The 23,967-nt window shown below is 73.1% G+C and carries 20 protein-coding genes; 5 read left to right on the forward strand and 15 right to left on the reverse strand.

The window, feature by feature from the left end; genetic code table 11:
- Positions 1–11: 11 nt before the first annotated feature.
- From DEI86_RS11365 to DEI86_RS11385, 5 genes are all read right to left on the reverse strand, one after another.
- A complete protein-coding gene (locus tag DEI86_RS11365) occupies positions 12–560 on the reverse strand; it encodes a DUF501 domain-containing protein (RefSeq protein ID WP_111027640.1) in 549 nt (182 codons plus the stop codon).
- A gap of 86 nt (positions 561–646) precedes the next feature.
- The gene (locus tag DEI86_RS11370; RefSeq protein ID WP_111049573.1) at positions 647–1,222 is read right to left on the reverse strand and encodes a septum formation initiator family protein; all 576 of its coding nucleotides are present in this window, start codon (positions 1,220–1,222) and stop codon (positions 647–649) included.
- Positions 1,223–1,479: 257 nt separating this feature from the next.
- Positions 1,480–2,763: a phosphopyruvate hydratase gene (eno, locus tag DEI86_RS11375; protein ID WP_111049574.1), complete on the reverse strand. Its 1,284-nt coding sequence runs from the start codon at positions 2,761–2,763 to the stop codon at positions 1,480–1,482.
- 64 nt (positions 2,764–2,827) lie between these two features.
- Entirely contained in the window at positions 2,828–4,075 is a 1,248-nt protein-coding gene (gene hisS, locus DEI86_RS11380; RefSeq protein WP_111049575.1) for a histidine--tRNA ligase, read from the reverse strand.
- 284 nt (positions 4,076–4,359) lie between these two features.
- Positions 4,360–5,097, reverse strand: a complete 738-nt coding sequence (locus DEI86_RS11385) for a MazG family protein (protein ID WP_181439764.1) — start codon at positions 5,095–5,097, stop codon at positions 4,360–4,362.
- A 118-nt stretch (positions 5,098–5,215) separates the two neighbouring features.
- On the opposite strand from DEI86_RS11385, the gene DEI86_RS11390 reads away from it, so the two are divergent.
- On the forward strand, positions 5,216–6,388 hold the full coding sequence (locus DEI86_RS11390) for a Na+/H+ antiporter NhaA (protein ID WP_111049576.1): 1,173 nt from the start codon (positions 5,216–5,218) through the stop codon (positions 6,386–6,388).
- Positions 6,389–6,486: 98 nt separating this feature from the next.
- Here DEI86_RS11390 and mfd read toward each other — a convergent pair whose 3' ends face one another.
- From mfd to DEI86_RS11410, 4 genes are all read right to left on the reverse strand, one after another.
- Positions 6,487–10,080, reverse strand: coding sequence for a transcription-repair coupling factor (gene mfd, locus DEI86_RS11395; protein WP_111049577.1), 3,594 nt, complete (start codon positions 10,078–10,080; stop codon positions 6,487–6,489).
- A 113-nt stretch (positions 10,081–10,193) separates the two neighbouring features.
- A complete protein-coding gene (pth, locus tag DEI86_RS11400) occupies positions 10,194–10,778 on the reverse strand; it encodes an aminoacyl-tRNA hydrolase (protein ID WP_111027645.1) in 585 nt (194 codons plus the stop codon).
- A 21-nt stretch (positions 10,779–10,799) separates the two neighbouring features.
- Positions 10,800–11,384 carry a 50S ribosomal protein L25/general stress protein Ctc gene (locus tag DEI86_RS11405; RefSeq protein WP_111011437.1) on the reverse strand — a complete coding sequence of 195 codons (585 nt, stop codon included), beginning with the start codon at positions 11,382–11,384 and terminating at the stop codon, positions 10,800–10,802.
- Positions 11,385–11,584: 200 nt separating this feature from the next.
- Entirely contained in the window at positions 11,585–12,373 is a 789-nt protein-coding gene (locus tag DEI86_RS11410; protein ID WP_111014245.1) for an alpha/beta fold hydrolase, read from the reverse strand.
- Positions 12,374–12,426: 53 nt separating this feature from the next.
- Between DEI86_RS11410 and DEI86_RS11415 the strand changes: the two genes are divergently transcribed.
- A complete protein-coding gene (locus tag DEI86_RS11415; protein ID WP_111049578.1) occupies positions 12,427–12,918 on the forward strand; it encodes a MarR family winged helix-turn-helix transcriptional regulator in 492 nt (163 codons plus the stop codon).
- Between the two features lie 11 nt (positions 12,919–12,929).
- Here the strand turns inward: DEI86_RS11415 and DEI86_RS16570 are convergent, their stop codons facing one another.
- The gene (locus tag DEI86_RS16570) at positions 12,930–13,988 is read right to left on the reverse strand and encodes a hypothetical protein (RefSeq protein WP_181439765.1); all 1,059 of its coding nucleotides are present in this window, start codon (positions 13,986–13,988) and stop codon (positions 12,930–12,932) included.
- A gap of 326 nt (positions 13,989–14,314) precedes the next feature.
- Between DEI86_RS16570 and DEI86_RS11430 the strand changes: the two genes are divergently transcribed.
- The gene (locus tag DEI86_RS11430) at positions 14,315–15,625 is read left to right on the forward strand and encodes a hypothetical protein (protein WP_146244909.1); all 1,311 of its coding nucleotides are present in this window, start codon (positions 14,315–14,317) and stop codon (positions 15,623–15,625) included.
- Between the two features lie 27 nt (positions 15,626–15,652).
- On the opposite strand, the gene manD is transcribed toward DEI86_RS11430, so the two are convergent.
- From manD to DEI86_RS11455, 5 genes are read right to left on the reverse strand one after another with little or no spacing between them, the layout of a single operon-like run.
- The gene (gene manD, locus DEI86_RS11435) at positions 15,653–16,891 is read right to left on the reverse strand and encodes a D-mannonate dehydratase ManD (RefSeq protein WP_111049598.1); all 1,239 of its coding nucleotides are present in this window, start codon (positions 16,889–16,891) and stop codon (positions 15,653–15,655) included.
- Between the two features lie 47 nt (positions 16,892–16,938).
- The gene (locus DEI86_RS11440; RefSeq protein WP_111049582.1) at positions 16,939–18,261 is read right to left on the reverse strand and encodes a mannitol dehydrogenase family protein; all 1,323 of its coding nucleotides are present in this window, start codon (positions 18,259–18,261) and stop codon (positions 16,939–16,941) included.
- Positions 18,258–19,118, reverse strand: a complete 861-nt coding sequence (locus DEI86_RS11445) for a sugar phosphate isomerase/epimerase (RefSeq protein WP_111049583.1) — start codon at positions 19,116–19,118, stop codon at positions 18,258–18,260. The genes DEI86_RS11440 and DEI86_RS11445 overlap by 4 nt, the downstream gene beginning before the upstream one ends.
- Positions 19,115–20,323: a Gfo/Idh/MocA family protein gene (locus tag DEI86_RS11450; protein WP_111049584.1), complete on the reverse strand. Its 1,209-nt coding sequence runs from the start codon at positions 20,321–20,323 to the stop codon at positions 19,115–19,117. Before DEI86_RS11450 ends, DEI86_RS11445 begins: the two co-directional genes overlap by 4 nt.
- A complete protein-coding gene (locus tag DEI86_RS11455; protein WP_111036555.1) occupies positions 20,320–21,162 on the reverse strand; it encodes a sugar phosphate isomerase/epimerase in 843 nt (280 codons plus the stop codon). Before DEI86_RS11455 ends, DEI86_RS11450 begins: the two co-directional genes overlap by 4 nt.
- Positions 21,163–21,337: 175 nt before the next feature.
- On the opposite strand from DEI86_RS11455, the gene DEI86_RS11460 reads away from it, so the two are divergent.
- Positions 21,338–22,378: a LacI family DNA-binding transcriptional regulator gene (locus DEI86_RS11460; RefSeq protein WP_111049599.1), complete on the forward strand. Its 1,041-nt coding sequence runs from the start codon at positions 21,338–21,340 to the stop codon at positions 22,376–22,378.
- Positions 22,375–23,826, forward strand: coding sequence for a glucuronate isomerase (gene uxaC, locus DEI86_RS11465; RefSeq protein WP_258376527.1), 1,452 nt, complete (start codon positions 22,375–22,377; stop codon positions 23,824–23,826). Before DEI86_RS11460 ends, uxaC begins: the two co-directional genes overlap by 4 nt.
- The last annotated feature ends 141 nt before the right edge of the window (positions 23,827–23,967 follow it).

Here is a 23,967-nt window from a genome sequence, read left to right on the forward strand (position 1 = left end):
TTGCCGAGAGTTTACTCTCTGCCTCCGCCCACCCCGACTCCGCCGTCGTCCACCCCATCGTACGTCACGCAGGCGCACCGCTCGGGGCTCCAGGCCGCCCGTTCGAGCGCGAGGTCGCCGATCGGGTTCACGCCCGGCCCCGCGGCGAGGGCGTGCCCCACGAGCGCGTGCAGGCACTTCACCCGGTTCGGCATGCCGCCCGCGGTGACCCCCGCGATCTCCGCGACGACCTCGATCGACTCGCGGTCCGCCAGGTACGCCTCGTGCGCGGCACGGTACGCGTCGGCCACGGACTGCTCCTCGAGGAGGGCCGCGAGCTCCGGCATCGCACCCGTCGCCTCGAGCGTCGACACCGCGGCCGTCGCCGCGGGGTGCGTCAGGTAGTACAGGGTCGGGAAGGGCGTGCCGTTCGACAACCGGGGCTGCGTCGCCACCACCGTCGGCGCACCGCACACGCAGCGCGCCGGGATGCCGATGACGTCACGCGCGGGACGCCCGAGCTGGGCCGAGACGACGGCGACGTCACGGGCGGTGGGCGGATCGAACGGAGGAGTTGCCACGGGACGGTGATCCTACCCGGTGCACGATCCGTCCTCGGGCCGTCCGGCGCTGGGTACCCGCAGGTCGGCGCACGATGCCCGCGCGATCAGCGCCCGGCGCCCGTGCCCGCGGTCGCACCCGTGGTCGGCGTCCCACTGCCCGAGACGTCCGGGGCGACGAGCTCGGACGTCGTCTTCTCGGTCAGCCCGGACTCGAGCACCGACGACAACATCGCCTGCACCCAGTCGACCTTCGGCGTCTGGAGCTTCGAGCTCACGGGGGTGCCCGAGTCGGTCGTCACGGCACTGGTCGAGCCCGACGAGGCCCCGCTCCCAGCGCCCATGACGAGGTAGCTCGTCTCGCCCGGGTACACGTAGAGCAGGCGATCGCGCGCCTGGGCCTCGATGTAGGCGGGGTCGTCCCACCGCGCCACGTCCCGCTTCTTCGTCGCGACGTCCGCACGCTGCGCGGCGACCTGCTGCTCCTTCTGCGCGATCTCCTGCTGCTGCTGGATCAGCGTCCGCAGCGACGGCGCGAGCACCACGACGAACAGCACGACGATGCCGAGCATGAGGACGCTGAAGCCCGAGAACCGGATGTTCCGGAACCAGGCGCCGGACGGACTCGTGGCCGCGGGCATCGCGATCGGCACGCGACGGACGCGGGGCTTCGTCGAGGGCATGGAGCGACGATAACCCGGGCGCCGGTCCGGTCGGGGCAGCGGCACGGTCCGGACCCGTCCCCCGATGCCACGCGCAACCGACCACCGAGGACGCCGGGCACTGCCTCCCGCGCCCGTGCTCACGCCGGTGACTCCACTGAGGCGTCGTCCGCCGGCCGACACGCGGAACGGCCCCCGGGCCTCCCGGTCGGGAGGCCCGGGGGCCGGAGCCGGAGCGGCACCCGTTGGTCCGACGGTCGGACCAGCGGGTGCTCAGCTCACAGGTGGGCGCTGCGCGGGAACGAGTTGCGGCCGGCGTACACGGCGGCGTCGCCCAGCTCCTCCTCGATCCGGAGGAGCTGGTTGTACTTGGCGACGCGGTCCGAGCGGGCCGGCGCACCGGTCTTGATCTGGCCGCCGTCCACCGCGACCGCGATGTCGGCGATCGTCGTGTCCTCGGTCTCGCCCGAGCGGTGGGACAGGATCGCGGTCATGCCGCTGCGCTGTGCGAGCGCGACGGCGTCGAGGGTCTCGGTCAGGGTGCCGATCTGGTTCACCTTGACGAGGATCGAGTTCGCCGCCCGCTCCTGGATCCCCTTGGCGAGGCGCTTCGGGTTCGTCACGAAGAGGTCGTCACCGACGATCTGCACCTTCGACCCGAGCTCGGCGGTGAAGTGCGTCCAGCCCTCCCAGTCGTCCTCGGCGAGCGGGTCCTCGATGGTGACGAGGGGGTAGTTGCCCACGAGGTCCACGAAGTACTGCGTGAACTCCTCGCTCGAGAGCTGCCCGCCCTCGAACGCGTACGTGCCGTCGGCGTAGAACTCCGTCGAGGCGACGTCGAGGCCGAGCGCGATGTCCTTGCCGGGGGTGAACCCGGCCTTCTCGATCGCGGCGACGAGGAAGTCGAGCGCGGCACGGTTCGAGGCGAGCTCCGGGGCGAACCCGCCCTCGTCGCCGAGGCCGGTGGCGAGTCCCTGCTTCTTCAGCTCGCCCTTGAGCGCGTGGTAGGTCTCGACGCCCCACCGGAGGGCCTCGGAGAAGGACGACGCGCCGTAGGGCACGAGGAAGAACTCCTGGATGTCGACGTTCGTGTCGGCGTGGGCGCCGCCGTTGACGACGTTCATGAGCGGCACGGGCAGGGTGTGCGCGTTCGGGCCGCCGAGGTAGCGGAACAGGGGCAGGTCGGCGGAGTCCGCCGCGGCGCGGGCGACCGCGAGCGAGGCGCCGAGGATCGCGTTCGCGCCGAGGCGGGACTTGTTCTCGGTGCCGTCGAGCTCGATGAGCGCCGCGTCCACGAGACGCTGGTCGGTGGCGTCGAAGCCCTCGAGCGCCGGGCCGATCTCGTCGAGGACACCCTCGACGGCCTTGAGCACGCCCTTGCCGCCGTAGCGTCCGGCGTCGCCGTCACGCAGCTCGTAGGCCTCGAACGCGCCGGTCGAGGCGCCGGACGGGACCAGGGCGCGCGAGACCACGCCGTCGTCGAGGAGCACCTCGACCTCGACGGTCGGGTTGCCTCGGGAATCGAGGACTTCGCGTGCTCCAACGGCATCGATCACGGCCACGGGGTACTCCTAACAAGCGGTAGTGGTGGTTGGACGAATCCGGGACCGATCCTAGCGAGCGGGGTCACTCGAGCGGTCGGAAGGCGAGGTCCTCGAGGGTGCTGTCGGTGTCCACCGTCGCGAAGGCGGTGAACCCCGCGGCGGCGAGCCCGGCCAACAGGTTCTTCATGTTCTTGGTCCGGCGTTCGAGGCGCACCCGGGCGTGGCCGGCCAGGACCTCATGCTTGAGCGCGGCGAGGCGGGCGGGCGGGACGTCGCGGTCGTGGACGAGCACGACGGCGTCGGCGGTGGCGTCCTCGGGCAGCGTCACGAGGTCGACGAGGCGCTCGAACCCGAGCGAGAACCCGACCGCGGGGACGTCCTGGCCGAGGAAGCGCCCGATCATGCCGTCGTACCGCCCACCACCGCCGAGGCTGTACCCGAAGTCGGGGTGCGCGACCTCGAAGATGGTGCCCGTGTAGTACCCCATGCCCCGGACGAGCGTCGGGTCGAACTGCAGTCGCACGCCGGGCAGGGCCGCACGCAGGGCCTGCAGGTCCCCGAACGCCTCGGCGTCGAGCCAGTCGGCGCCCACGACGCTGTCCCAGTCGGCCGTCGCGAGGTCGCGCAGCACGGCCTCGAGCTCGGAGGCGTCGTGTCCGGCCAGCCCCGGCAGTGCCACGAGTTCGCGCGCGACGCCGTCGGGGCCGATCTTGTCGAGCTTGTCGACGACGACGAGGGCGGCGTCGGCATCGGGCCCGTCGACGCCCCACGAGCCGAGCAGCGCCACGAGGATCCGCCGGTCGTTGACGCGGATGGTGGTCCCGGTGATGCCGAGGGCGTCCACGGCGTCGGTCGTCGCGCGGATGAGCTCGATCTCGGCGAGCGGCCCGGCCTCACCGAGGATGTCGATGTCGCACTGCACGAACTGCCGGTAGCGGCCCTTCTGCGGACGCTCCGCGCGCCAGACGGGCGCGATCTGCACGGACCGGAACACCGTCGGCAGCTCGGAGCGGTGGCTCGCGTAGAACCGGGCGAGCGGGACCGTGAGGTCGAACCGGAGTCCGAGGTCGGCCAGGTCGAGCGGCGCCTCGGCGACGCGGAGGTCCTCGACGGTGAGCCCCCGACGCATCACGGCGAAGGCCAGCTTCTCGTTGTCGCCGCCGAGGCCCGCGTGCAGCCGCGAGGCGTCCTCGACGACGGGGGTCTCGATCTCGTCGAAGCCGTGTCGCGTGTACACGCCACGGATCACGCCGAGCACGTGGTCACGGCGCGCCTTCTCGGCTGGGAGGAAGTCCCGCATCCCGCGGGGAGCCGTCACGACAGTCGCCATGGCCCCATCTTCGCAGAGCGCTTGCCGCCGCGCCGTCGGCGATGATATGCTGTATTCCAGTCGATCACCGCTCCACTGATCCATCACGGTGGTCGATCGTCCGCCCTCGTGGCGGGCCGCGGGGGGCCAGTGCTGCGGACTCCCGCGTCCGGCGTGGCGGCTGCGTGCCGCGGTCGCCGCGCGGAGGGCGCCCTCCTTTTCGGGTTGGGAGGGCGCCCTCACCTCGTCGTGTCGCCATGCGTCCGACGCCCGGGCCCCAGGTCGCGCTCGGAGCCCCGCTGCACTCAGCGCGACCGCTCGCGCTCCGTCGCGCGGCCAGCCGCCTCGAGCGCGACGACCGCAGCGCGGAGGCTCGCCACCGGGTCGACGCCGTCCGCCCGGGCCGCCCCGATCCGGTCGAGGAGCTCACCGCCCCACGCGGGATCGACGGCACCGTGACCGTCCGAGCCGTCGGTCACCCCGGGCGTACGGTCCTGCCGAGCGGCATCCGCGACGGCCTGCGCGAGGGGCACGGCACCGAGGCCGTGCTCGTCGATCCGCTCGAGGAGCTTCACGGACCGCTCGAGTGGCGGCATCGCCCGGGGCACGCCGTCGAACACGCTCGTGCGCGCTGCCTTCTCGGCCGACTTCGCCGCGCGCCACACCCGGACCACGTCGGCGAACGTCTCCGCGTGCTCGTCGCCGAACACGTGCGGATGGCGGCGGACCATCTTCTCGCGAGCGTGCTCGGCGACGTCGGCGAGCGTGAACGCGCCGCGACGCTCGGCGATCCCCGCGTGGAGCACGACCTGGTACAGCACGTCGCCGAGCTCCTCGCGGATCTCGACGTCGTCGTCCACGTCGATCGCGTCGACGAGCTCGTACGACTCCTCGACCGCGTACGCCGCCAGGCTCCGGTGGGTCTGCGCGCGGTTCCACACGCAGCCGTCCGGGGCGAGCAAGCGATCGACCACGGCGGCGAGGGCCTCGACGACCGCGGCTCGGTCGGCGGGGTCGGCCTGGTCCTCCTGATACGGGGTCATGCTCCATCGTCGCACCGACGCTCGCCCAGCACGGCGGTCCCCGGCGGTAGGCTGACCGGGGCGTGTCGGGAAGTCTGGTCGACGGACCATCGACCGACCCCAACGAGACGGAGTCACCGTGCCCGCCATCGTCCGCTCGGAGCGCTTCAGCGCCGTCGCCCTGCTCACCGCCGCGGTCCTCGGACTCGCCGCCGCGAACTCCCCCCTCGGGCCAGGACTCGAGCACCTGCTGGCGCTCCACACACCCTGGTCCGCGGTCGGACTCGACCTGTCGATCGCACACTGGGTCAGCGACGGGCTGCTCGTCGCGTTCTTCCTGCTCATCGCGATCGAGCTCAAGCACGAGCTGACGATCGGGCAGCTGTCGGATCCCCGGACCGCGATCGTGCCCGCGATCGCCGCCGTCGGGGGTGTCGTCGTGCCGGCGGTGCTCTACCTGGCGGTCACGCAGGGCAGCGGGCTCGAACACGGCTGGCCGATCCCCACCGCGACCGACATCGCGTTCGCACTCGGGATCCTCGCGATCTTCGGCCGCGGGCTGCCGTCACGCCTCCGGGTGTTCCTCCTGGCGCTCGCGGTGCTCGACGACCTCATCGCGATCGTCATCATCGCGGTCGTCTTCGCGCACGGCACCGACCTGGGACTCCTCGGGCTGGCGGTCGTGGCCCTCGCGGCGTTCGCGGTGCTGGCCCGGTCCCTGCGCCGCGTCGGGCGTGCCCGGCCGGCGATCGTGGTCGGCCTCGTCGTGCTCGGCGTCGTCACGTGGTGGCTCGTCCTGCACTCGGGGGTCCACGCGACGATCGCCGGGGTGGCACTCGGGCTGGTGCTCCCCCGGCGCGCCGGGCACACGGTCCGGCACGCTGTCGAACCCTGGTCGAACGGGGTCGTCCTGCCGGTGTTCGCGTTCACCTCGGCCGCGGTCGCCGTGCCCGCGGTGGGGTTCGGTGCGCTGTCGCCGGCGTTCTGGGCGATCGTGCTCGCACTCCCGGTGGGCAAGGTCGTCGGCATCACGCTCTTCGGCGGGGTCGCGACCCAGGTGTTCCGGCATCCTGAGCGCCCGACGTTGTCGCTCTCGGCGGTCGCGACCGTCGGCGTCCTCGGCGGGGTCGGGTTCACCGTCTCGCTGCTCATGAACGAACTCGCGTTCGTGCGCACGCCGCGGGTCGCGGACCAGGGCACGCTCGCGGTCCTCGTCGGCTCGGGCGTCGCGATGGTGGCGTCGGCCGTCGTCGTCGCGCTCGGGGCACGCCGTGCGCGGTCCGAGCGCGCGGCCGCTCCGGGCGCGCCCTGACCAGAGCACGATCCGGCGGTTCCGCCCCGGGCCCGGCCGGACGGGAGGCGCGGGGCGGGCCCGTACCGTGCCTCCCGACCGGCGGTCCCGCCCCCCGCCTACGCGGCCGGCGCCTGCTCGGGCACGTTGGCGCCGTAGATCGCCGTGAGGATCGACTCCACCCAGTCGATGAGCGCATCGTCCGGTAGCGGCTCGCCGTTCCGCTTCGGGAGCGGGATGCTCGTCGCGTTCTGCTGGGCGAACCACCGCGACCCCGGGAACATGCGGGTGAGCCGGACCTGCTGGGAATCGGCGAGCTCCTTGCCCGCGACCCGGAGGTTCGACCCCATCACGACGACGTCGGACAGGCCGACCTGCTGCGCCATGCGCCGGAGCCGCGAGACCTCGATGAGCGTCGTGACCGCCTTCGGGGGCGTGCCGTACCGGTCGGTGAGCTCGTCGAGCACCATGTCGATCGCGGCGTCCTGCGCCGAAGGAGCCGACGCGGCCGAGAGCTTCTGGTACGCCTCGAGCCGGAGACGCTCGCTCTCGACGTAGTCGTCGGGGATGCGGGCGTCGACCGGGAGCTCGAGGCGGAGTTCCGTCTGCCCCTCGGCGACGTCGCCGCGGAACTGCCCGACGGCCTCGCCGATCATCCGGAGGTAGAGGTCGAACCCGACCCCCGCGATGTGACCGGACTGTTCGCCACCGAGCAGGTTGCCCGCTCCGCGGAGCTCGAGGTCCTTGAGGGCGACCTGCATGCCCGCACCGAGCTCGTTGTTCGCCGCGATGGTCTCGAGGCGGTCCTGCGCGGTCTCGGACAGGGGCTTGTCGGCGTCGTAGAGGAAGTACGCGTACCCGCGCTCGCGCCCGCGGCCGACACGACCCCGGAGCTGGTGCAGCTGCGACAGCCCGTACTTGTCAGCGCGGTCGATGATGAGGGTGTTCGCGTTCGCGATGTCGAGGCCGGTCTCGATGATCGTGGTCGACACGAGGACGTCGAACTTGCGCTCCCAGAAGTCGACCATCACCTGCTCGAGGGCCTGCTCGGACATCTGGCCGTGCGCGACCGCGATCCGGGCCTCGGGCACGATCTCGGCGAGGTGCGCGGCGGTGCCCTGGATGTCCTTGACGCGGTTGTGCACGTAGAACACCTGGCCCTCGCGGAGCAGCTCCCGCCGGATCGCCGCCGCGACCTGCATGTCCGACTGCGGCCCGACGAAGGTCAGGATCGGATGGCGGTCCTCGGGCGGGGTGGCGAGGGTCGACATCTCGCGGATGCCGGTCACGGCCATCTCGAGTGACCGCGGGATCGGGGTCGCGCTCATGGCGAGGACGTCGACGTTCGTCTTGAGCTTCTTGAGCTGGTCCTTGTGCTCGACGCCGAAGCGCTGTTCCTCGTCGATGATCACGAGGCCGACGTCCTTGAACTGCACCTGCTGGGACAGGATGCGGTGCGTCCCGATCACGATGTCGACCGTGCCGTCGGCGAGGCCCGCGATGGTCTCCTTGGATTCCTTCTCGGTCTGGAACCGGCTCAGGGCGCGCAGGTGCACGGGGAACCCGGCGAAGCGTTCCTGGAAGGTCTCGAAGTGCTGGCGGACCAGCAGCGTGGTCGGCACGAGGACCGCGACCTGCTTGCCGTCCTGCACGGCCTTGAACGCGGCGCGGATCGCGACCTCGGTCTTGCCGTAGCCGACGTCGCCGGACAGCAGGCGGTCCATCGGGATCGGCCGCTCCATGTCGGCCTTGATCTCGTCGATCGTGGTGAGCTGATCGGGCGTCTCGGCGAACGGGAAGGCTTCTTCGAGCTCGCGCTGCCAGGGGGTGTCCGGCCCGAAAGCGTGGCCCTTCGACGCCATCCGCGCCGAGTAGAGCTTGACGAGCTCCACCGCGATGTCGCGGACCGCCTTGCGCGCCTTGCTCTTGGCCGACGCCCAGTCGCTGCCGCCCATCTTGCTCAGCGTCGGGGCCTCGCCGCCGACGTAGCGCGAGAGCTGGTCGAGCTGGTCCGTCGGCACGTAGAGCTTGTCGCCCGGGTACCCGCGCTTCGATGGCGCGTACTCGAGCACGAGGTACTCGCGCTGCGTCTTGACCGCGTTCCGACCACCCGACGAGACCTCGCGCGAGACGAGCTCGACGAACTTGCCGATCCCGTGCGTGGTGTGCACGACGACGTCACCCGGCTTGAGCTGCAGCGGGTCGACGACGTTCTTCCGGCGGCTGGCGAGCTTCTTCACCTGCCGGGCTCCCTGCTGGGCGCTCCGGCCGTAGAACTCGGCCTCGGACATCACGAGCAGGCGGAGTTCCGGCACGGCGAACCCGTGCTCGACCGACGCGGTCGTGAGCAGCACGGCGCCGGGCTCCGGGGGCTCGGTGACGTCCTCGACCTGGGCGGCGACGCCGGCGTCCGCGAGGACCTGCACGGCACGCTCGACCAGACCGGCGCCCTGCGCGGTGACCACGACGGACCAGCCGTCTCGCGTGCGCTCGGCGACGTGCTCGACCGCGCCCTCGGCGCTGCCGGTGAAGCTCGGGACGGTCTCGGCAGGCACGCGGAGGTAGTCGCCCGCCGACTCGACCGCCTGCTCGTCGGTGAGGTCGGCACCGGAGTCGAACGGCGACACCGTCCACCAGGTGCGGTCGCCGCGGGACTGCTTGAGCGCCCCGAGGGACAGGAAGTTGCCGGCGTCGAGGTCGATGGGGGCCTGCGCCCCGGCGGTCGCCGCACTCCACGCGGCCTGCAGGAACTCCTGGTTCGTCTCGGCCAGGCTGTGCGCCCGGGCGACGACACGCTCGGGCGAGAACACCGCGACGACCGCCGAGGACGGCAGGTAGTGGGTGACGGGCACGAGGCGGTCGACCAGGGCGGGCGCGAGGGACTCCATGCCCTCGACCGGGATGCCCTCGGCGATCTTGGCGAGCATCTGGGACAGGCTCGGGAACTCGTGGAGCATCTCGCGCGCCCGCTGCCGGACGCTCTCGCCGAGCAGGAGCTCGCGGCTCGCGGTGAGCTCCACCTGCCCGAGGTCCTCGTCCGTCGAGCGCTGGTCCGCGACGCTGAACGCCTTGATCGCGTCGATCTCGTCGCCGAAGAAGTCGATGCGGACCGGGTGGTCGGCCGTCGGAGGGAAGACGTCGAGGATGCCGCCGCGGACCGCGAACTCGCCACGGCGGGACACGAGGTCGACCCGGGCGTAGGCGAGGTCGACGAGGGCGCCGGCGAGCTGCGTGAGGTCGTTGCCCCGCGAGTTCGTCCGGAGCACCAGGGGTGCCATCGCGGTCATGTTGTCCGCGATGGGCTGGAGCGCGGCGCGCACGCTCGCCACGACGACGATCGGCCCACGGGGTTCGCCCCGGTCGGCGGCGGCCTGCCAGTCGGCGAGGCGCCGCAGGGTGTTGATGCGCGTGCCGACCGTCTGCGCGCTCGGGCTCAGGCGCTCGTGCGGCAGGGTCTCCCACGCGGGGAACTCGAGGACCTCGGCCTCGGGCACGTAGCACCGGACGGCGTCACGCACGCCCTCGGCCTCGCGCCCGGTGGCGGTGATCACGAAGGCGCACTGCGGGCCGTTCCGCTCGGCGAGCAGTGCCGCCAGCAACGGGACGCGGAGGCCGTCGACGACGGAGAAGTCGGCGTCACGCGGGGCGGCGGCGAGGACACGATCGAACGCGGAGGCGCGCGAGAGCGCAGGGATGATGCCCGAGATCGTCACTCATCCGATGGTACCGGCGCCCTCCGACAGGCGATCCGGCCCACCGCGTGCTGTGGGCGAACGGAAGGGAGATGGGCGGGCGCACACCGAGCCTCCCGGTCGTCCTAGGACGGTCAGGCCGGCGCGTGGAACCGCTGCTGCGCGGCGAGGAGGCCGTCGGTCGCGATCGCCTCGACCGCGTCGGCGGCCTCGGCGAGGAGCGACGGCAGCACCTTGCGCTCGGTCGACGAGAAGTCACGGAGCACGTAGTCGGCCGGGTCCTGCCGACCGGGCGGGCGGCCGATACCGACGCGGACCCGAGCGAACTCGTTCGTCCCGCAGGCCTTGATGATGTCGCGGAGGCCGTTGTGCCCGCCGTGCCCGCCACCGGATTTGAGCCGGAGCGTGTCGAACGGCAGGTCGAGCTCGTCGTGCACGACGACGAGATCGGCGGGCGTCAGACCGTAGAACGACAGGGCAGCCGACACCGGGCCGCCGGACGTGTTCATGAACGACGCGGGCTTGACCAGGATGAGCTTCGGCCCACCCGGGGCCGGGCGGCCCTCGGCGACCTGCGCGGGGGTCTTGTGCTTCCGGAAGGTCGCACCGATCCGCACCGCGAGGTCGTCGAGGACCATCTGTCCGACGTTGTGCCGGTTGCCGGCGTAGTCGGGCCCGGGGTTGCCGAGCCCGACCACGAGCAGCGTTCGTTCCGCCATGGGCGTCGGGAGGCTCGCGGACTACTCCGCGGCGTCCTCGCCGGCCTCGTCGCCCTCGTCACCGGCGCCGCGGGGCGTGCTGATGCTGACGACCAGGGCCTCCGGGTCGGTGTCGAGCTCGGCGCCCTCGGGGAGCGTGATGTCCGAGGCGTGCAGCTGGGCACCGTCCTCGAGGCCCGTGACGTCGACGACGACGTGCTGCGGGATGTTCGTCGCGAGGACGACCAGCGACAGCGTGGACTCGTCCTGCACGTGGATGGTGCCCGGAGCCGACTCGCCCTCGACGACCACGGGGACCTCGACGGTGACCCGCTCGCCCTGACGGAGCACGACGAGGTCGATGTGCTCGATGATCTGCCGCACCGGGTCACGCTGGACGTCCTTGACGAGCACGAGCTGCGTGGCGCCCTCGATGTCGAGCTCGATGATCGCGTTGGCGCGGCGGACGACGAGCATCGTGTCGTGCCCGGGCAGCGTGACGTGCTGCGGGTCGGTGCCGTGACCGTAGACGACGGCGGGGATCTTGTCGGCGGCGCGGAGCTTGCGTGCCGCGCCCTTGCCGAATGCGGTGCGGTGCTCGGCGGCGAGCTGGTACTGGTCGGCCATGGTGGTGCCTCCTGGGTGGGGACGACCGCCATGCGGCCGTCGTCGGTCAGTGTGTTCGACTCGAACGCGTCACAGCGCCAGGAGGGCCCGTGATCCGGGGCCACCGCCGGTCACCCGCACGGAGCACGGGACCGGATCTCCTACCGCGTCGATCACGGCCGCGCCTGCGCACGACCCTCGCCGAAGTCCAGTCGGTCACTCTAGCGCATGTCGTGCGCCTCGTCCGCGCCGGGCGTCGGGAGCGCGGTCACGAACGCGTCGACCGCGGCGAACGTGGCGTCGGCGCGCTCGAGCTGCGGCAGGTGGCCCGCCGCCTCGACCACGACGAACCGCGCGTCGGGCAACGCATCCGCGAGCGCCGCCCCGTACGCGGGGGTGACGATGCGGTCGCTGTCACCCCACAGGACGAGCGCCGGGACCCGCACGTCGGCGAGCCGGGAGGCGAGGGTCGGGTCGGCCATGGCGGCGGCGCCCGCGTAGGTCCGGAGCGCGACCATGTTCGCCGCCTGGACGCGCCGGCGCTCGTCCGAGAGGGTCGCCGGGTCGAGGTACCCGCGCTCCGGGTCGTGCCAGGCGTACTCAGCGACCCCGCGCGCGTCGAGCGCGAAGAAGTCGCGCACCGGCTCGTCGGGCACCGTCACGCCCACCGCGTCGACGACGACGAGCGCGCCGACCGCGTCCGAGCCGCGCTCTGCCGCCTGGACGGCCATCTCGAGCGCGATCCAGCCGCCGAGCGAGTTGCCGACGAGCACGGCGTTCCGGGCATCGCGCTGCTCGAGCAGGTCGAGGTACACGCCCGCGAGTGCCCGCACCGTGTCGAGGTCGTCCGGACGGTCGGTGCCGTTCCACCCCGGGTGCGTCGGTGCGATGACGTGGTGCGTCTCGGCGAGGTGCGCCACGAAGGGCGCCACCGTCGCGGGGCCGCCGCCGCCGTGCAGCACGAGGGCGAGGGGGCCGTCGGTGCCGCGTTCGTCGAGGGTGATGTCCATGGTGTCGCTCCTGTCTCAACATGTTTATCTAATGTTGCTGATACGGTAGCACCATGACGACGGACCTGCGACGACTCGGCCGGATGGTGAAACAGGCGCAGTGGCGTGACCACCGTGCGGTCGACGCGGCCCTGCACGGTGTCGGGACGACCCTCGCCCAGTGGGACGCCCTCCGCGCGATCGCCACCCGCCCCGGGGCCTCGGCGCACGCGCTCGCACTCGTGACGTTCCAGAGCGACCAGGCGTTCGGGACCCTCACGACGCGCATGGCCGCGCGGGGGCTCGTCGAGCGCCATCCCGGGGTGGGCCGCCGGGTTCGGTACGAACTCACCGCCGAGGGTGAACGGCTCCTCGTAGCCGGACAGGAGGCCGCGGACCGGACGCTCGCGACGCTGTTCGCGCCCCTCGACGAGGCGGACCGGGCGGCATTGACGTCGATCCTCGGCCGGTTGCTCGGCGAGGACGACGACGGGGGCAGCGCCGACGGCGATGGTGCCGACGGTGGTGCCCGCCCGGGCTCGGACACGCCGGAGGACGACCGGTAGCAGACGCGGGCTCAGCCCACCTCGCGCCGGTGCGCGCGGGCCCGCCGGAGCGCCGTCCGCGCCTCGTCCGCGCGTTCCTCGGCGGCGTCGCGATCGTCCTCGAGCCGCTGCGTCTCCCGTTCGGCGTCGTCGAGGTCCCGGCGGACCGCGGCGAGTTCCTCCTCGAGGTCGTGCCGGCGCCCCTCGAGGTCACGACGGCGCTGGTCGGCGTCGTCGAGCGCGTCCTCGAGGCGCTCGAGATCGTCGTCGGCGGTCCGGGCGGCGTCGCGTGCCGCCGCCTCGGCCGTCCGAGCCTCCTGGCGGACGCGGTCGTGGTCGTGGTCGTCGCGGTCGTCGCCCTGCGTCGGACGGGAGGACCGGGGCGCGTCCGCCGGATGGCCACCGGTCGCGCGGCGCGGACGGCCGGTGCCCCCGCGCGGACGGCGGGGCGGCCTGGGCTCGGGCTCCGGCTCCGCGTCGGGCTCCGGCTCGGGCTCCGGCTCCGGCTCCGGCTCCGGCTCCGGCTCCGGCTCCGGCTCCGGCTCCGGCTCCGGCTCGGCGCCCTCCCCGTCGATGTCGGGCACCGCCTCGGGCACCGCCACGGCGCCGTCGAGGTCGACCGGCTCGAACCCGACGGCCTCGAGCGCGCGGACGAGCATCCCGGACCGCACGGCAGCACCCGCACGGGGGTCCGCCATGGCCGCCTCGACCGTCGCCCGGACCTGCTCGAGCACGACGTCCGACGGCTCGTGCCCGGCGCCGCGCGCCAGATCGGCCCCGGCGTCCGTGAGCGACGCCACGAGCGAGGCCCGCTCGCGCCGGAGCCGGCTGATCGCCCGCGGGTCGGCGTGCTCCTGCGCAGCGCGGAGCGCCGGTCCGAGGTCGACCGCGTCGTCGAGGGCGCCCTGCGCCGCGAGCAGGTCGACGACCCACGCGGCGGGCGAGGGCTTGCGGAGCGCCTTCACGCCGTCCGACAAGGCCCGGTCACGCTTCCGGAGATCGCGTGCCCGCGCGGTCCGTTCGGCGACGAAGTCCTCGGGGCGTCGCCGGTACAGCTCGCGCGCGACGGCGGCGAGCTGCTCGGGGTCCATGCCGTCGAGTCTGCCCCGCGCCGGGACTGCCGGCTCGGGTGTCACCCGCTGGCTCGCGCCGCATCCACCGCTGCGGACGTCGCCGCCCTGCAAAGGGTGCCCCCCCAACCCGGTCGCGAGGCCGTGCGCGACCTGTCCGAGCGAATCGAATCCTGCGAACTCGTACAGCTAATTCGCCTGACCCCCGAACAGGTGACAGGGCGCTCCACGGACCCTCACATCCGCGCCCGACAGTCAACCGGCGTGCCTGAGAATTAGCCGAATCCGGGGGTACGGAAAACCGTTACGTTTCTGGTCGCTCACGACCTTCAGGGAGGAACGAGCCCATGGACAACACGGACCCGACCATGAACGAGACCACGACGAGCGGAACGGACCGCTCGGCCCGACGCCGCGTGCGCTGGGCGCTCCCGGTGACGGTCGCCGCAGTGGCGTCGTCGGTGGCGCTGATGGCATGTGCGCTGCCCCAGGGCGGCACCACCGCCGACGCTGCGGCCACCGCCTCCTCGAAGCCGAGTGCCACTGCCGCCCCCGCGGCGGCGTCGCCCGCGCCGACGACGGCCACCCCGGTAGTGCGGGCGGACCTTGCGTCGCCCGCCCCGCGCACCATCACCGCGACCACGGCCGCCGCGAGCGCGTCAGCGGTGCCGGCGTCGGCAGTGACGGCCACGACGGCCGCGGTGTCCGGGATCGTGCACGGCAAGGGCATCTCGCCCGGCGGCCTGTACGAGTCGGAGATCAACACGATGTCCGCCAGTGGAGCGCGCTCGGTGTTCCAGGACATGCGCTCCGCGGGCGTGCAGTGGGTTCGGCTCGACTACAACTACGCCGGCAACCCCACCGGGCACGGCGGCGCCTCCGACCAGACGATCACGCAGGCCCGCATGGCGGGTCTCGACGTCGAGGTCATCTTCGGTGACGGCACGGCATCCATGCCGGAATCCGCCGGGTACTCCGCGCAGAACGGCTGGATGACCTACTCGGTGCGGCGCCTCGCGGCCGGGGGCATCCACGACTTCGAGATCGGCAACGAGGTCAACCTCGGCTGGACGTGGGCGGGCGGCCACGCGAACCCCGCTGCCTACGCCGGTCTGCTGCGCACGGTGTACCCCATCATCCACCAGGCCGACCCGCAGGCCACCGTGCTCATGGCGGGCATGGCACCGTTCGGGCGGCAGGTCTCGGGGAGCGGCCCCCAGGGCAACGACTACAACCCCATCGACTTCATCCGCCAGATGTACTGGAACGGTGCGGCGGGCTGGTTCGACGCCGTCAACCTGCACCCGTACACCTACCCGGTGATGCCGATGACCGCGGACGGCGGCTACAACCTGCTGTCCGTCCTGCCGGACCTGCTCGCCGTCATGCGCCAGTACGGGGACGGTTCGATGCCGATCTGGTGGACCGAGAGCGGCATGCCGACCGGCTCGGACGGCAACTACCCGGCGTTCTCCGTCGCACAGCAGCAGGAGACCATCAAGGAGCTGTACCAGATCGCCGCGCAGTACCCGCAGGTCGGGCCGGTGTTCCTCTACGGCTGGCAGGACGACGGCCAGGACGGCGACTTCGGGCTCTACACCTGGTCACACCAGCGCAAGGCGTCCTTCGACACCTTCGCCGGGATCGCCGCCCAGTAGCGACATCGAGCGACGTCCTCCGCGGGGTCACCAGTCGTGCACGGTGCCGTCCGCCAGGCGGTTGTACGGCAGGTACGCCTGCTCGTACGGGTACTTCCCCGCCTCGTCGACGTCGAGGTCCACCCCGATGCCCGGCTGGTCGCCCGGGTGGAGCAGACCGTCCTCGAACGTGAAGGACTGCTGGAACACGGCGTTCGTCCGAGCCCCGTGCTGCATGTACTCCTGGATCCCGAAGTTGTGGATCGCGAGGCCGAGGTGCATCTGGGCCGCCATCCCGACCGGTGAGATGTCGGTCGGCCCGTGGAACCCGGAGCGGATCTGGTACTGCGCGGCGTACTCGACGAGCTTCCGGAGGTGGCTGATCCCGCCGGTGTGGGTGACCGCGCTCCGGACGTAGTCGATGAGCTGCTCGCGGATGATCTGCTGGTAGTCCCAGAGCGAGTTGAACACCTCGCCGATCGCGAGCGGTGTCGTGGTGTGCTGGCGGACGAGCCGGAGGGCCTCGGGGTTCTCGGCCGGGGTGCAGTCCTCGAGCCAGAACAGGTCGTACGGCTCCAGGGACTTGCCGAGCTGCGCGGCCTGGATCGGGGTCATCCGGTGGTGGGCGTCGTGGAGCAGCGGCAGCTCGGGCCCGAACTCGTTCCGCACGGCCTCGAACACGGTGGGCACGTGGCGCAGGTACGACCGGGTGTCCCAGTCCTCCTGCGCCGGCAGGGCCCCGCGCTGCGCGGGCTCGTGGTCGTACCGGACGCCCTGGTCGCCGTCGAGCCGGGCGTTCGACGCGATGCCGTAGATGCTCTTGAGCCCGGGCACGCCGGTCTGCACGCGGATCGACCGGTAGCCCTGCTCCTGGTGTTCCCGGATCGAGTCGAACAGCTCCGGCAGGTCCTTGCCCGACGCGTGTCCGTACGCCATGAGCCCCTCACGCGAGGCGCCGCCGAGCAGCTGGTACAGGGGCATGCCGGCGGCCTTGGCCTTGATGTCCCAGAGCGCGATGTCGACCGCGGCGATGGCGGCCATCGTCACGGGACCGCGACGCCAGTACGCCCCGCGGTACAGGAGCTGCCAGGTGTCCTCGATGCGCGCGGCGTCGCGGTCGATGAGCATCGGCACGACGTGGTCACGCAGGTACGACACGACGGCGAGCTCTCGGCCGTTCAGCGTCGCGTCCCCGAGACCGGTGATGCCGTCCTCGGTCGTGAGCTTCAGGGTGGTGAAGTTCCGGTCCGGGCTCGTCACCACGACCTCGGCCTTCGTGATGCGCATCCCCCGCGCACCCCGGGTGGAGCTCGTGGAGGGGAGGTCGGTGGCGGTCATGCGGTCGCTCCTCGTGTCGGATCGACGGCCTCGTCGCCGTCGTCGGTGTCCATCATGGTCCTGATGCGGGTCGCCGCCGCGGTGATCGCGGACACAACGGGGACGGTGTCGAGGTCCGGGTCGAGCACCGCCAGCACGTCGTGCACGTCGGCGTCCGGGGCGGGGGCGCCGTCGTCCGACACGAGGTCGGCCTGCAGTGCGCAGTGCAGCCACCACGCCGCGACGACCGTCGCCGTGCCGGGTCCGACGCCGGCGTCCGGATCGCGAGCGAGTCGCCGTCGCAGGGGGTCGACGATCCGCACGGGGAGCTTGCGCGACCCGTCGCTCGCGATCTGTCGCAGCGTGTGACGGATCCGCGGGTTCGCCCACCGCTCGAGCATCGCCGCACGCGCGGCGACGATCTCGTCGGCCGGGAGGCGCACCTCGGCTCCGGCCTCGTCCCACAGCTGGTCGACGCGGCCGCGGCAGCGCGGGTCGGCGATCGCCTCGGCCACCGTCGTGTGCCCGAGCAGGAGGCCGAGGTAGGCGAGCAGCGAGTGCGCGGCGTTGAGGAGCCACAGCTTCCGCTGCTCGTACGGCTCGACGTCGTCGACGATGCGGACCCCGGCACGCTCCCACGGTGGCCGGTCCCCCGCGAAGCGGTCGGCGAGGACCCACTCGGCGAACGGCTCGGTGACGACCGGCACGCGGTCGTCGGGCACCGCGCCGGGCAGCTCCTGGACGGCGGCGCGGTCCTCGTCGGTCGTGGCCGGGGTGATCCGGTCGACCATGGCGTCGGGGAACGTGACGTTCCGGTCGATCCAGGCGAGGAGGTCCGGATCCGCCCCGACGGCCTCCCGCACGGCCCCGGCGAGGACCCGGCCGTTCCCGGCGAGGTTGTCGAGGCTGACGAGCGTGAGGGGGCCGCCCGCCGCGGTCGCCCGCGCCCGGAGGCCGTCGACGAGCCGGTCCGCGATGCCGGACCCCGGCCGGTAGCCGGCCTCGGTGACGGTGAGCGTGACGATCGCCGTCGTCGGGGACGCGAGGGCGGTCCTCCAGGCCGATGTGTCGGACCCGGGGTGCGCGGCGACGACGACGTCCATGGCGGTCGCGGTGTCGCCGTCGGCCGCGCGCTCGACGAGCGTGTACCGGCAGTCCTGCGCCGCGAGCGTGGTGGCGGCGTCGGGTGACCGCCCGGTGAAGCCGACGATGCCCCAGGCGCGTCCGTCGTCGTCGGTGCCGGCGCGTTGCGTGTACCAGGCGAGGTGGGCGCGGGCGAACGCACCGATCCCCAGGTGGACGATGCCCGGTCGGCGGTCGGGCGCGGTGCCGCCCGTCACGGGGTGTCCGTCGACACGAGCGAGCGGAGGAACGCGAGGTCGTCGGCCGTGCGGTCCACGAGGGGCAGCTCGGTCGAGAAGTCCTCGACCGTGACCCAGCCGTCGTACCCGACGGTCCGCAGGTCGGCGAGGTAGTCCGCGACGGACTCCTGCCCGGTCCGGAGCGTCGCCCACTCGTGCACCCACACCGTGCTGCCGTCCACGCGTCGGTCGTCGGTCGGCACCCAGCGGACGTTCTTGACGTGCACGTGCGCCAGGTAGGGGCCGAGCATCTCGAAGGCGGCGAGGTGGTCCTCACGTCCCTCGATGACGAGGTTGCCGAGGTCGTGGATGACCCCGACGTGCGCGGGGTCGAGACCGTCGACGAGCCGGAGTGCCGCGGACGCCGACGCGGTGATCGTGCCGTGGTGGAGCTCGACGAGCGCCTGCACGCCGAGCTCCACGGCCCGCGCGGCGATCCACTCGAGGTCGGCGCGCGTGCGGTCGAACAGCTGCGGGTACGGGGTGCCCGTCCGGGTGTGCGGCATCGTGACCCGGACGCGCTCGGCCCCGAGCTCCGCGGTGGCCCGGAGCATCCGCAGGACCGCGTCGTGGTCCGACGCCTGCTGGTACCCGCCGATGCCGGAGTACGCGAGCCCCGAGCCGGCGGTGACGCGCGCGATCTGCCCGAGCCGGTCCTCCAGGCCCGTGAACGGCCAGGTGGCACGGTTGCCGGCCCAGAACCCCGGTGCACCGTGGGCGTCCGGTTGGTCCGTGACGCGCCACTCGACGCCGTCCCAGCCCTGCGCGGCGAGCATCGACACGGCCTGGTCGGGGCTCCACTCCGGCGTCGCCGCCGTGAACACCGAGAACCTCATGCGAGCACGCTCCCCGGGCCCGGGCCGACCATGGGTTCGACGTCGTCGTACCGGCCGCTCAGGACGTCGTCGACACGGACCGGCACGCCGAGCGTCGCCGACACGTACAGGGCCCGCACGGTCGCCAGGGACAGCAGGGCGGCCTCGACCGTCACCCCGGGCTCGCGCCCGTCGCGGATCGCGTCGACGAGGTCGTCGTACTGCCGAGCGTGGCCGTGGAGGAACGCATCCGGCTCCGACGGGCCGCCGACGACGTGCTCGGGCGGCACCACCTCGGCCCGCTGGTCCGTGGCACCCGCGACGGCCTGGGCACCGCTCGTCGTCGACGCGGACACCAGGGCCGCGTCGTCGGGCGCCATGTGGAAGAAGGCGAGTCGGTCGTCGTCGACGATCGCCGAACCGCGCGTGCCGTGCACCTGGTACCGCGCGGACAGCCCCGGGTAGGCGGCCGTCGTGCAGTGGACGACGGCGAGGGCGCCACCGTCGAACAGGACCGTCGCGACCGCGGTGTCCTCGACCTCGATCCGCTCGTGGGCGAGTCGACCGGTACGCGCCGACACCTCGACCGGACGCCCGAGCGTCCAGACGAGCAGGTCGACGGTGTGCACACCCTGGTTCATGACCGCCCCACCGCCGTCGAGCGCCCAGGTACCCCGCCAGTCGCCGGAGTCGTAGTAGCCCTGCGAGCGGTACCAGGCGACGCTCGCGACGCCGCTCGTGAGGGTGCCGAACCCGCCCGAGTGCGCGGCCCGAGCCACCGCGACCGAGGCCGGGTCGAACCGGTGCTGGCTCACGACGGACACGACGAGCCCCCGGTCGCGAGCGGACGCGGCGAGCGCCGCGAGCTTCCGTGCCCGCGGGATCGTCGTGTCGAGCGGCTTCTCGATGAGGACGTGCTTGCCGGCCGCGATCGCCGCGGTCGCGAGGTCGACGTGCATCCCGGACGGCGAGCAGATCGCGACGATGTCGATCGCCACGGCGTCGACGGCCTCGCGGATGGTCGTCGCCGTCAGGGGTCGCTGCACGCCGGTCGCGGTGATCTCGTCCGCCAGGGCCACGGCCGCCGCGGGGACGGCGTCGACGAGGGCGACGAGGGCGAGGTCCGGGTGCTGTGCGGCGACACGGGCGTGGTGCTGCCCGATGACGCCCGCGCCGACGACGGCGAGGCGGAGCGGTGGGGCCGCCTCGGTGGGGCTGGTGCTCATCGCAGGGTGACTCCGATCTGTCGCGTGAGGTCCCGGAACGCGCGGGCGGCACGACCGAACGCGGCCGGTCCGCTCGATCCGCCGAGCCGGGTGGCACTCGCCAGGTGGGGCTCGAGGGAGGCGTGGCCCTCGTACCCGGCGTCGCGGAGCGCCGTCAGGGTCTCGCGGAGTTCGCCGTCGCCCTCGCCCGCGGGGACGACCGTGCCGTCTGCGGCCAGGGCGTCCTTGACCTGGAGGTAGACGACGTACGGGGCGAGGAGGCCCCAGCCGTCGGTGAACGGGCGCACCCCGCACTGCACGTAGTTCGCGTTGTCCCAGGCCAGGCGGAGCGCGTCCGATCCGACGGACTCCACCACGTCGAGCACCCGCTCGGGGACGTCGCCGTAGATGTCCTTCTCGTTCTCGTGCAGCAGTCGGACGCCCTCGCGCTCGGCGACGTCGGCGAGGGCCCGCATCCGCGTGAGGACCGCGTCGCGGACGTCCTCGGGGGTCTGCTCGGGCGACCGGTAGAACGAGAAGACCCGGATGTCCCGGGTCCCGAGGGCGTGCGCGGCGGCGATCGCCCGCTCGAGCCGCGCGACCTCGTGCTCGACGGGCAGGCCGACGTCGACCTTGCCGATCGGGGAGGCGACGGCCGAGACGGACTGGCCCCGGTCCTCCAGGAGGCGGTGCAGGCCGGCGAGCTGGTCCTCGTCGAGGTCCACGACGTTGACGCCCCACGCGCTGCGGACCTCGATCGCGCTCGCGCCGAGGGCCTGGAGCACGGCGACCTGGACGACCGGGTCGTCGTCGATCTCGTCGCCGAACCCGGAGAGGGTCCAGGCGGGTGCCTCGGTCATGTCGTCCTCCACGCCTCATGCTGGACCGGTCGGGATGCGGCACCGCGGAGGGTCCGCACCGACCGGTGTCGATGCTGCCGCTGTGGCAACGGTGTGGCAACCCGTTGCCATCGCGTTGCCACGGGCCCTACGGTCGGTGGCACACCGAGCGCACGAGGAGGCCGCCACGTCCGAGATGCAGGAGCCCCGCCGCGTGACGATCCGGGACGTCGCGCGGGCGGCTGCGGTCGCGCCCTCCACGGTCTCGCGGGCACTGGCCCGGCCGGGCCGCGTCAACGCCGCGACGCGCACCCGCATCGAGGCCGCCGCACGGGCCCTCGGGTACACGCCCCCGCGCAGCGAGCGCGGCACCCGGGACGTCGGGGCGGTCGCGGTCGTCGTGCCGGACGTGACGAACCCGTTCTTCTTCGACGTGATCCGCGGGGCACAGCACCGGCTCGCCGCGGCCGGCCGGACCCAGCTGCTCGTGGACACCGAGGAGTCCGCGGCGACCGAGGCAGCCACCCTCGGCGCGATCGCGTCACGGGTGGACGGCGCGGTGCTCGCCGCCTCGCGCCTGAGCGACGGGGAGATCGCACGGTTCGCGGGCCTCCTGCCGGTCGTCGTCCTGAACCGGCGCGTGCCGTCCGTGTCGAGCGTGCTCATCGACACGCCGGGCGGGGTCGGGCGGGCGCTCGAGCACCTCGTCTCGCTCGGACACCGGCACGTGCTGTACGTCGGTGGGCCCGAGAGCTCGTGGTCGAACGAGCGACGGTGGCGGGCGCTCGTCGCCGCCGCCGCGCGGCTGCGCGTCCGGGTCGACACGGCCGGGCCGTTCGCGCCGGTCGTCGACTCCGGTGCGGCCGCCGCGGACGCCGCCGTCACCGCCGGGGTCACCGCGTGCATCGCGTTCAACGACCTCATCGCGATCGGGATGCTGCGCCGCCTGCGGGAGCGGTCGGTGCGCGTGCCCGTCGACATGAGCGTCGTCGGGTGTGACGACATCTTCGGCGCCGACTTCTGCGATCCGCCGCTCACCACCATGACATCACCCATCGAGCAGGCCGGACGCGTCGCCGTGACGATGCTGCTGCGGCGCATCGGCGGCGGTGTCCCGACCGACGCCGACGCCGCCGCCGTCGCGGAGCACCCGACGGACTCGGTCGCCCTGCCCACCCACCTGACCGTCCGCGGGTCGACCGGTCCCGCCCCCGGCACCGAACGGAGTCCCGCATGACGAGCACCGACGCCCCCGCCGACACCGGCCGCCCGATGGTCCCGCACCCCGACCGCCTGTTCCCCGCCGACCCGGCGACGCGGTCCGTCGCCCGCCGCCTGTACGACGAGGTCGCCGAGGCCCCGATCCTGTCACCGCACGGACACGTGCCCGCCGAGGTGCTCGCCGACGACGAACCGTTCCCCGACCCGGCCGCGCTGCTCGTCACCCCGGACCACTACGTGCTCCGCCTGCTCCACGCCAACGGGGTGCCGCTCGACGCGCTCGGACGCGCGCCGGTCGACGGGACGGGTGTCGTGCCTCCCGGCCGTGCCGTCTGGCGGACGCTCGCCGAGCACTGGGACGACTTCCTGGCGACCCCGGTGCGCGCGTGGTTCGAGACCGAGCTGCACGACGTGTTCGGGCTGACGGAGGAGCCGTCCGGCGCGAACGCCGACGCCCAGTACGACCGACTGGCCACGGCCCTCCGCGACCCCGGGATGCGCCCCCGCGCACTGTTCGACCGGTTCCGGATCGCGGTGCTCGCGACGACCGACGACCCGACGTCCGACCTCGCCGCGCACGCCCGCCTGGCGGCCGACCCGGCCTTCTCCGGGCGGGTCATCCCGACGTTCCGCGCCGACGCCGTGTTCGACCCGTCGCGCCCGGACTGGAGGGACGTGGTCGCGCGGATCGGCGAGGCCGCCGGCATCGACACGGGGACGCACGCCGGGTTGCTCGAGGCGCTCCGGGCCCGCCGCCGGTACTTCGTCGAGCACGGTGCGACCGCGACCGACACGGGGGTCCTCGACGCCGGGTCCGCGCCGCTGTCCCCGGTGGACCGGGAGCGCATCCACGCCGCCGCGCTCCGGGGGCCGACCGCGCTCACCCCGGACGACGCCACCGCGTACCGCCACGACATGCTGTACCGCTGGGCCGAGATGTCCTGCGACGACGGCCTCGTCATGCAGCTGCACGCGGGCGTGCACCGGGACCACCACCGGCCGTCGTTCGAGCGGTACGGGTCCGACGCCGGCCACGACCTGCCCGCGGTCGGCGGGTTCACCGCGCCGCTCCGCCCCCTGCTCGAGGCGTTCGGCACCGTGCCAGGGTTCCACCTCGTGCTGTTCACCGTCGACGAGACCGTGTTCTCGCGCGAGGTCGGGCCGCTCGCGGGCTTCTACCCGGCCGTGTACGCCGGTGCGCCGTGGTGGTTCCTCGACACCCCCGGGGCCATGCGGCGGTTCCGCGAGGCCGTGACGGACTCGGCGTCGTTCGCCAAGACCTCCGGGTTCATCGACGACACCCGGGCGTTCTGCTCGATCCCCGCGCGGCACGACACCGCCCGGCGCGTCGACGCGGCGTACCTGGCCGACCTCGTGGTGACGCACCGGATCTCCGAGGAGGCCGCGGTGCGGACGGCGCACCGGCTGGTGTCGGACATCCCGCGCGAGGTCTTCAAGCTCTGACCGGGCCGTGCCGGCCGGCCGCCGCCCGCCGACCCCCTCTCGCCCGCCCCCAACCGTGAGATCGCAGTCGTTGCCGTTCTGAGGGGGGTCAGAACGGCAACGACTGCGATCTCACGGCCCCAGGTGGGGGGCGGGCGAGAG

Source organism: Curtobacterium sp. MCBD17_028 (assembly GCF_003234875.1).
In the GTDB taxonomy this organism is placed as follows: Bacteria; Actinomycetota; Actinomycetes; order Actinomycetales; family Microbacteriaceae; genus Curtobacterium.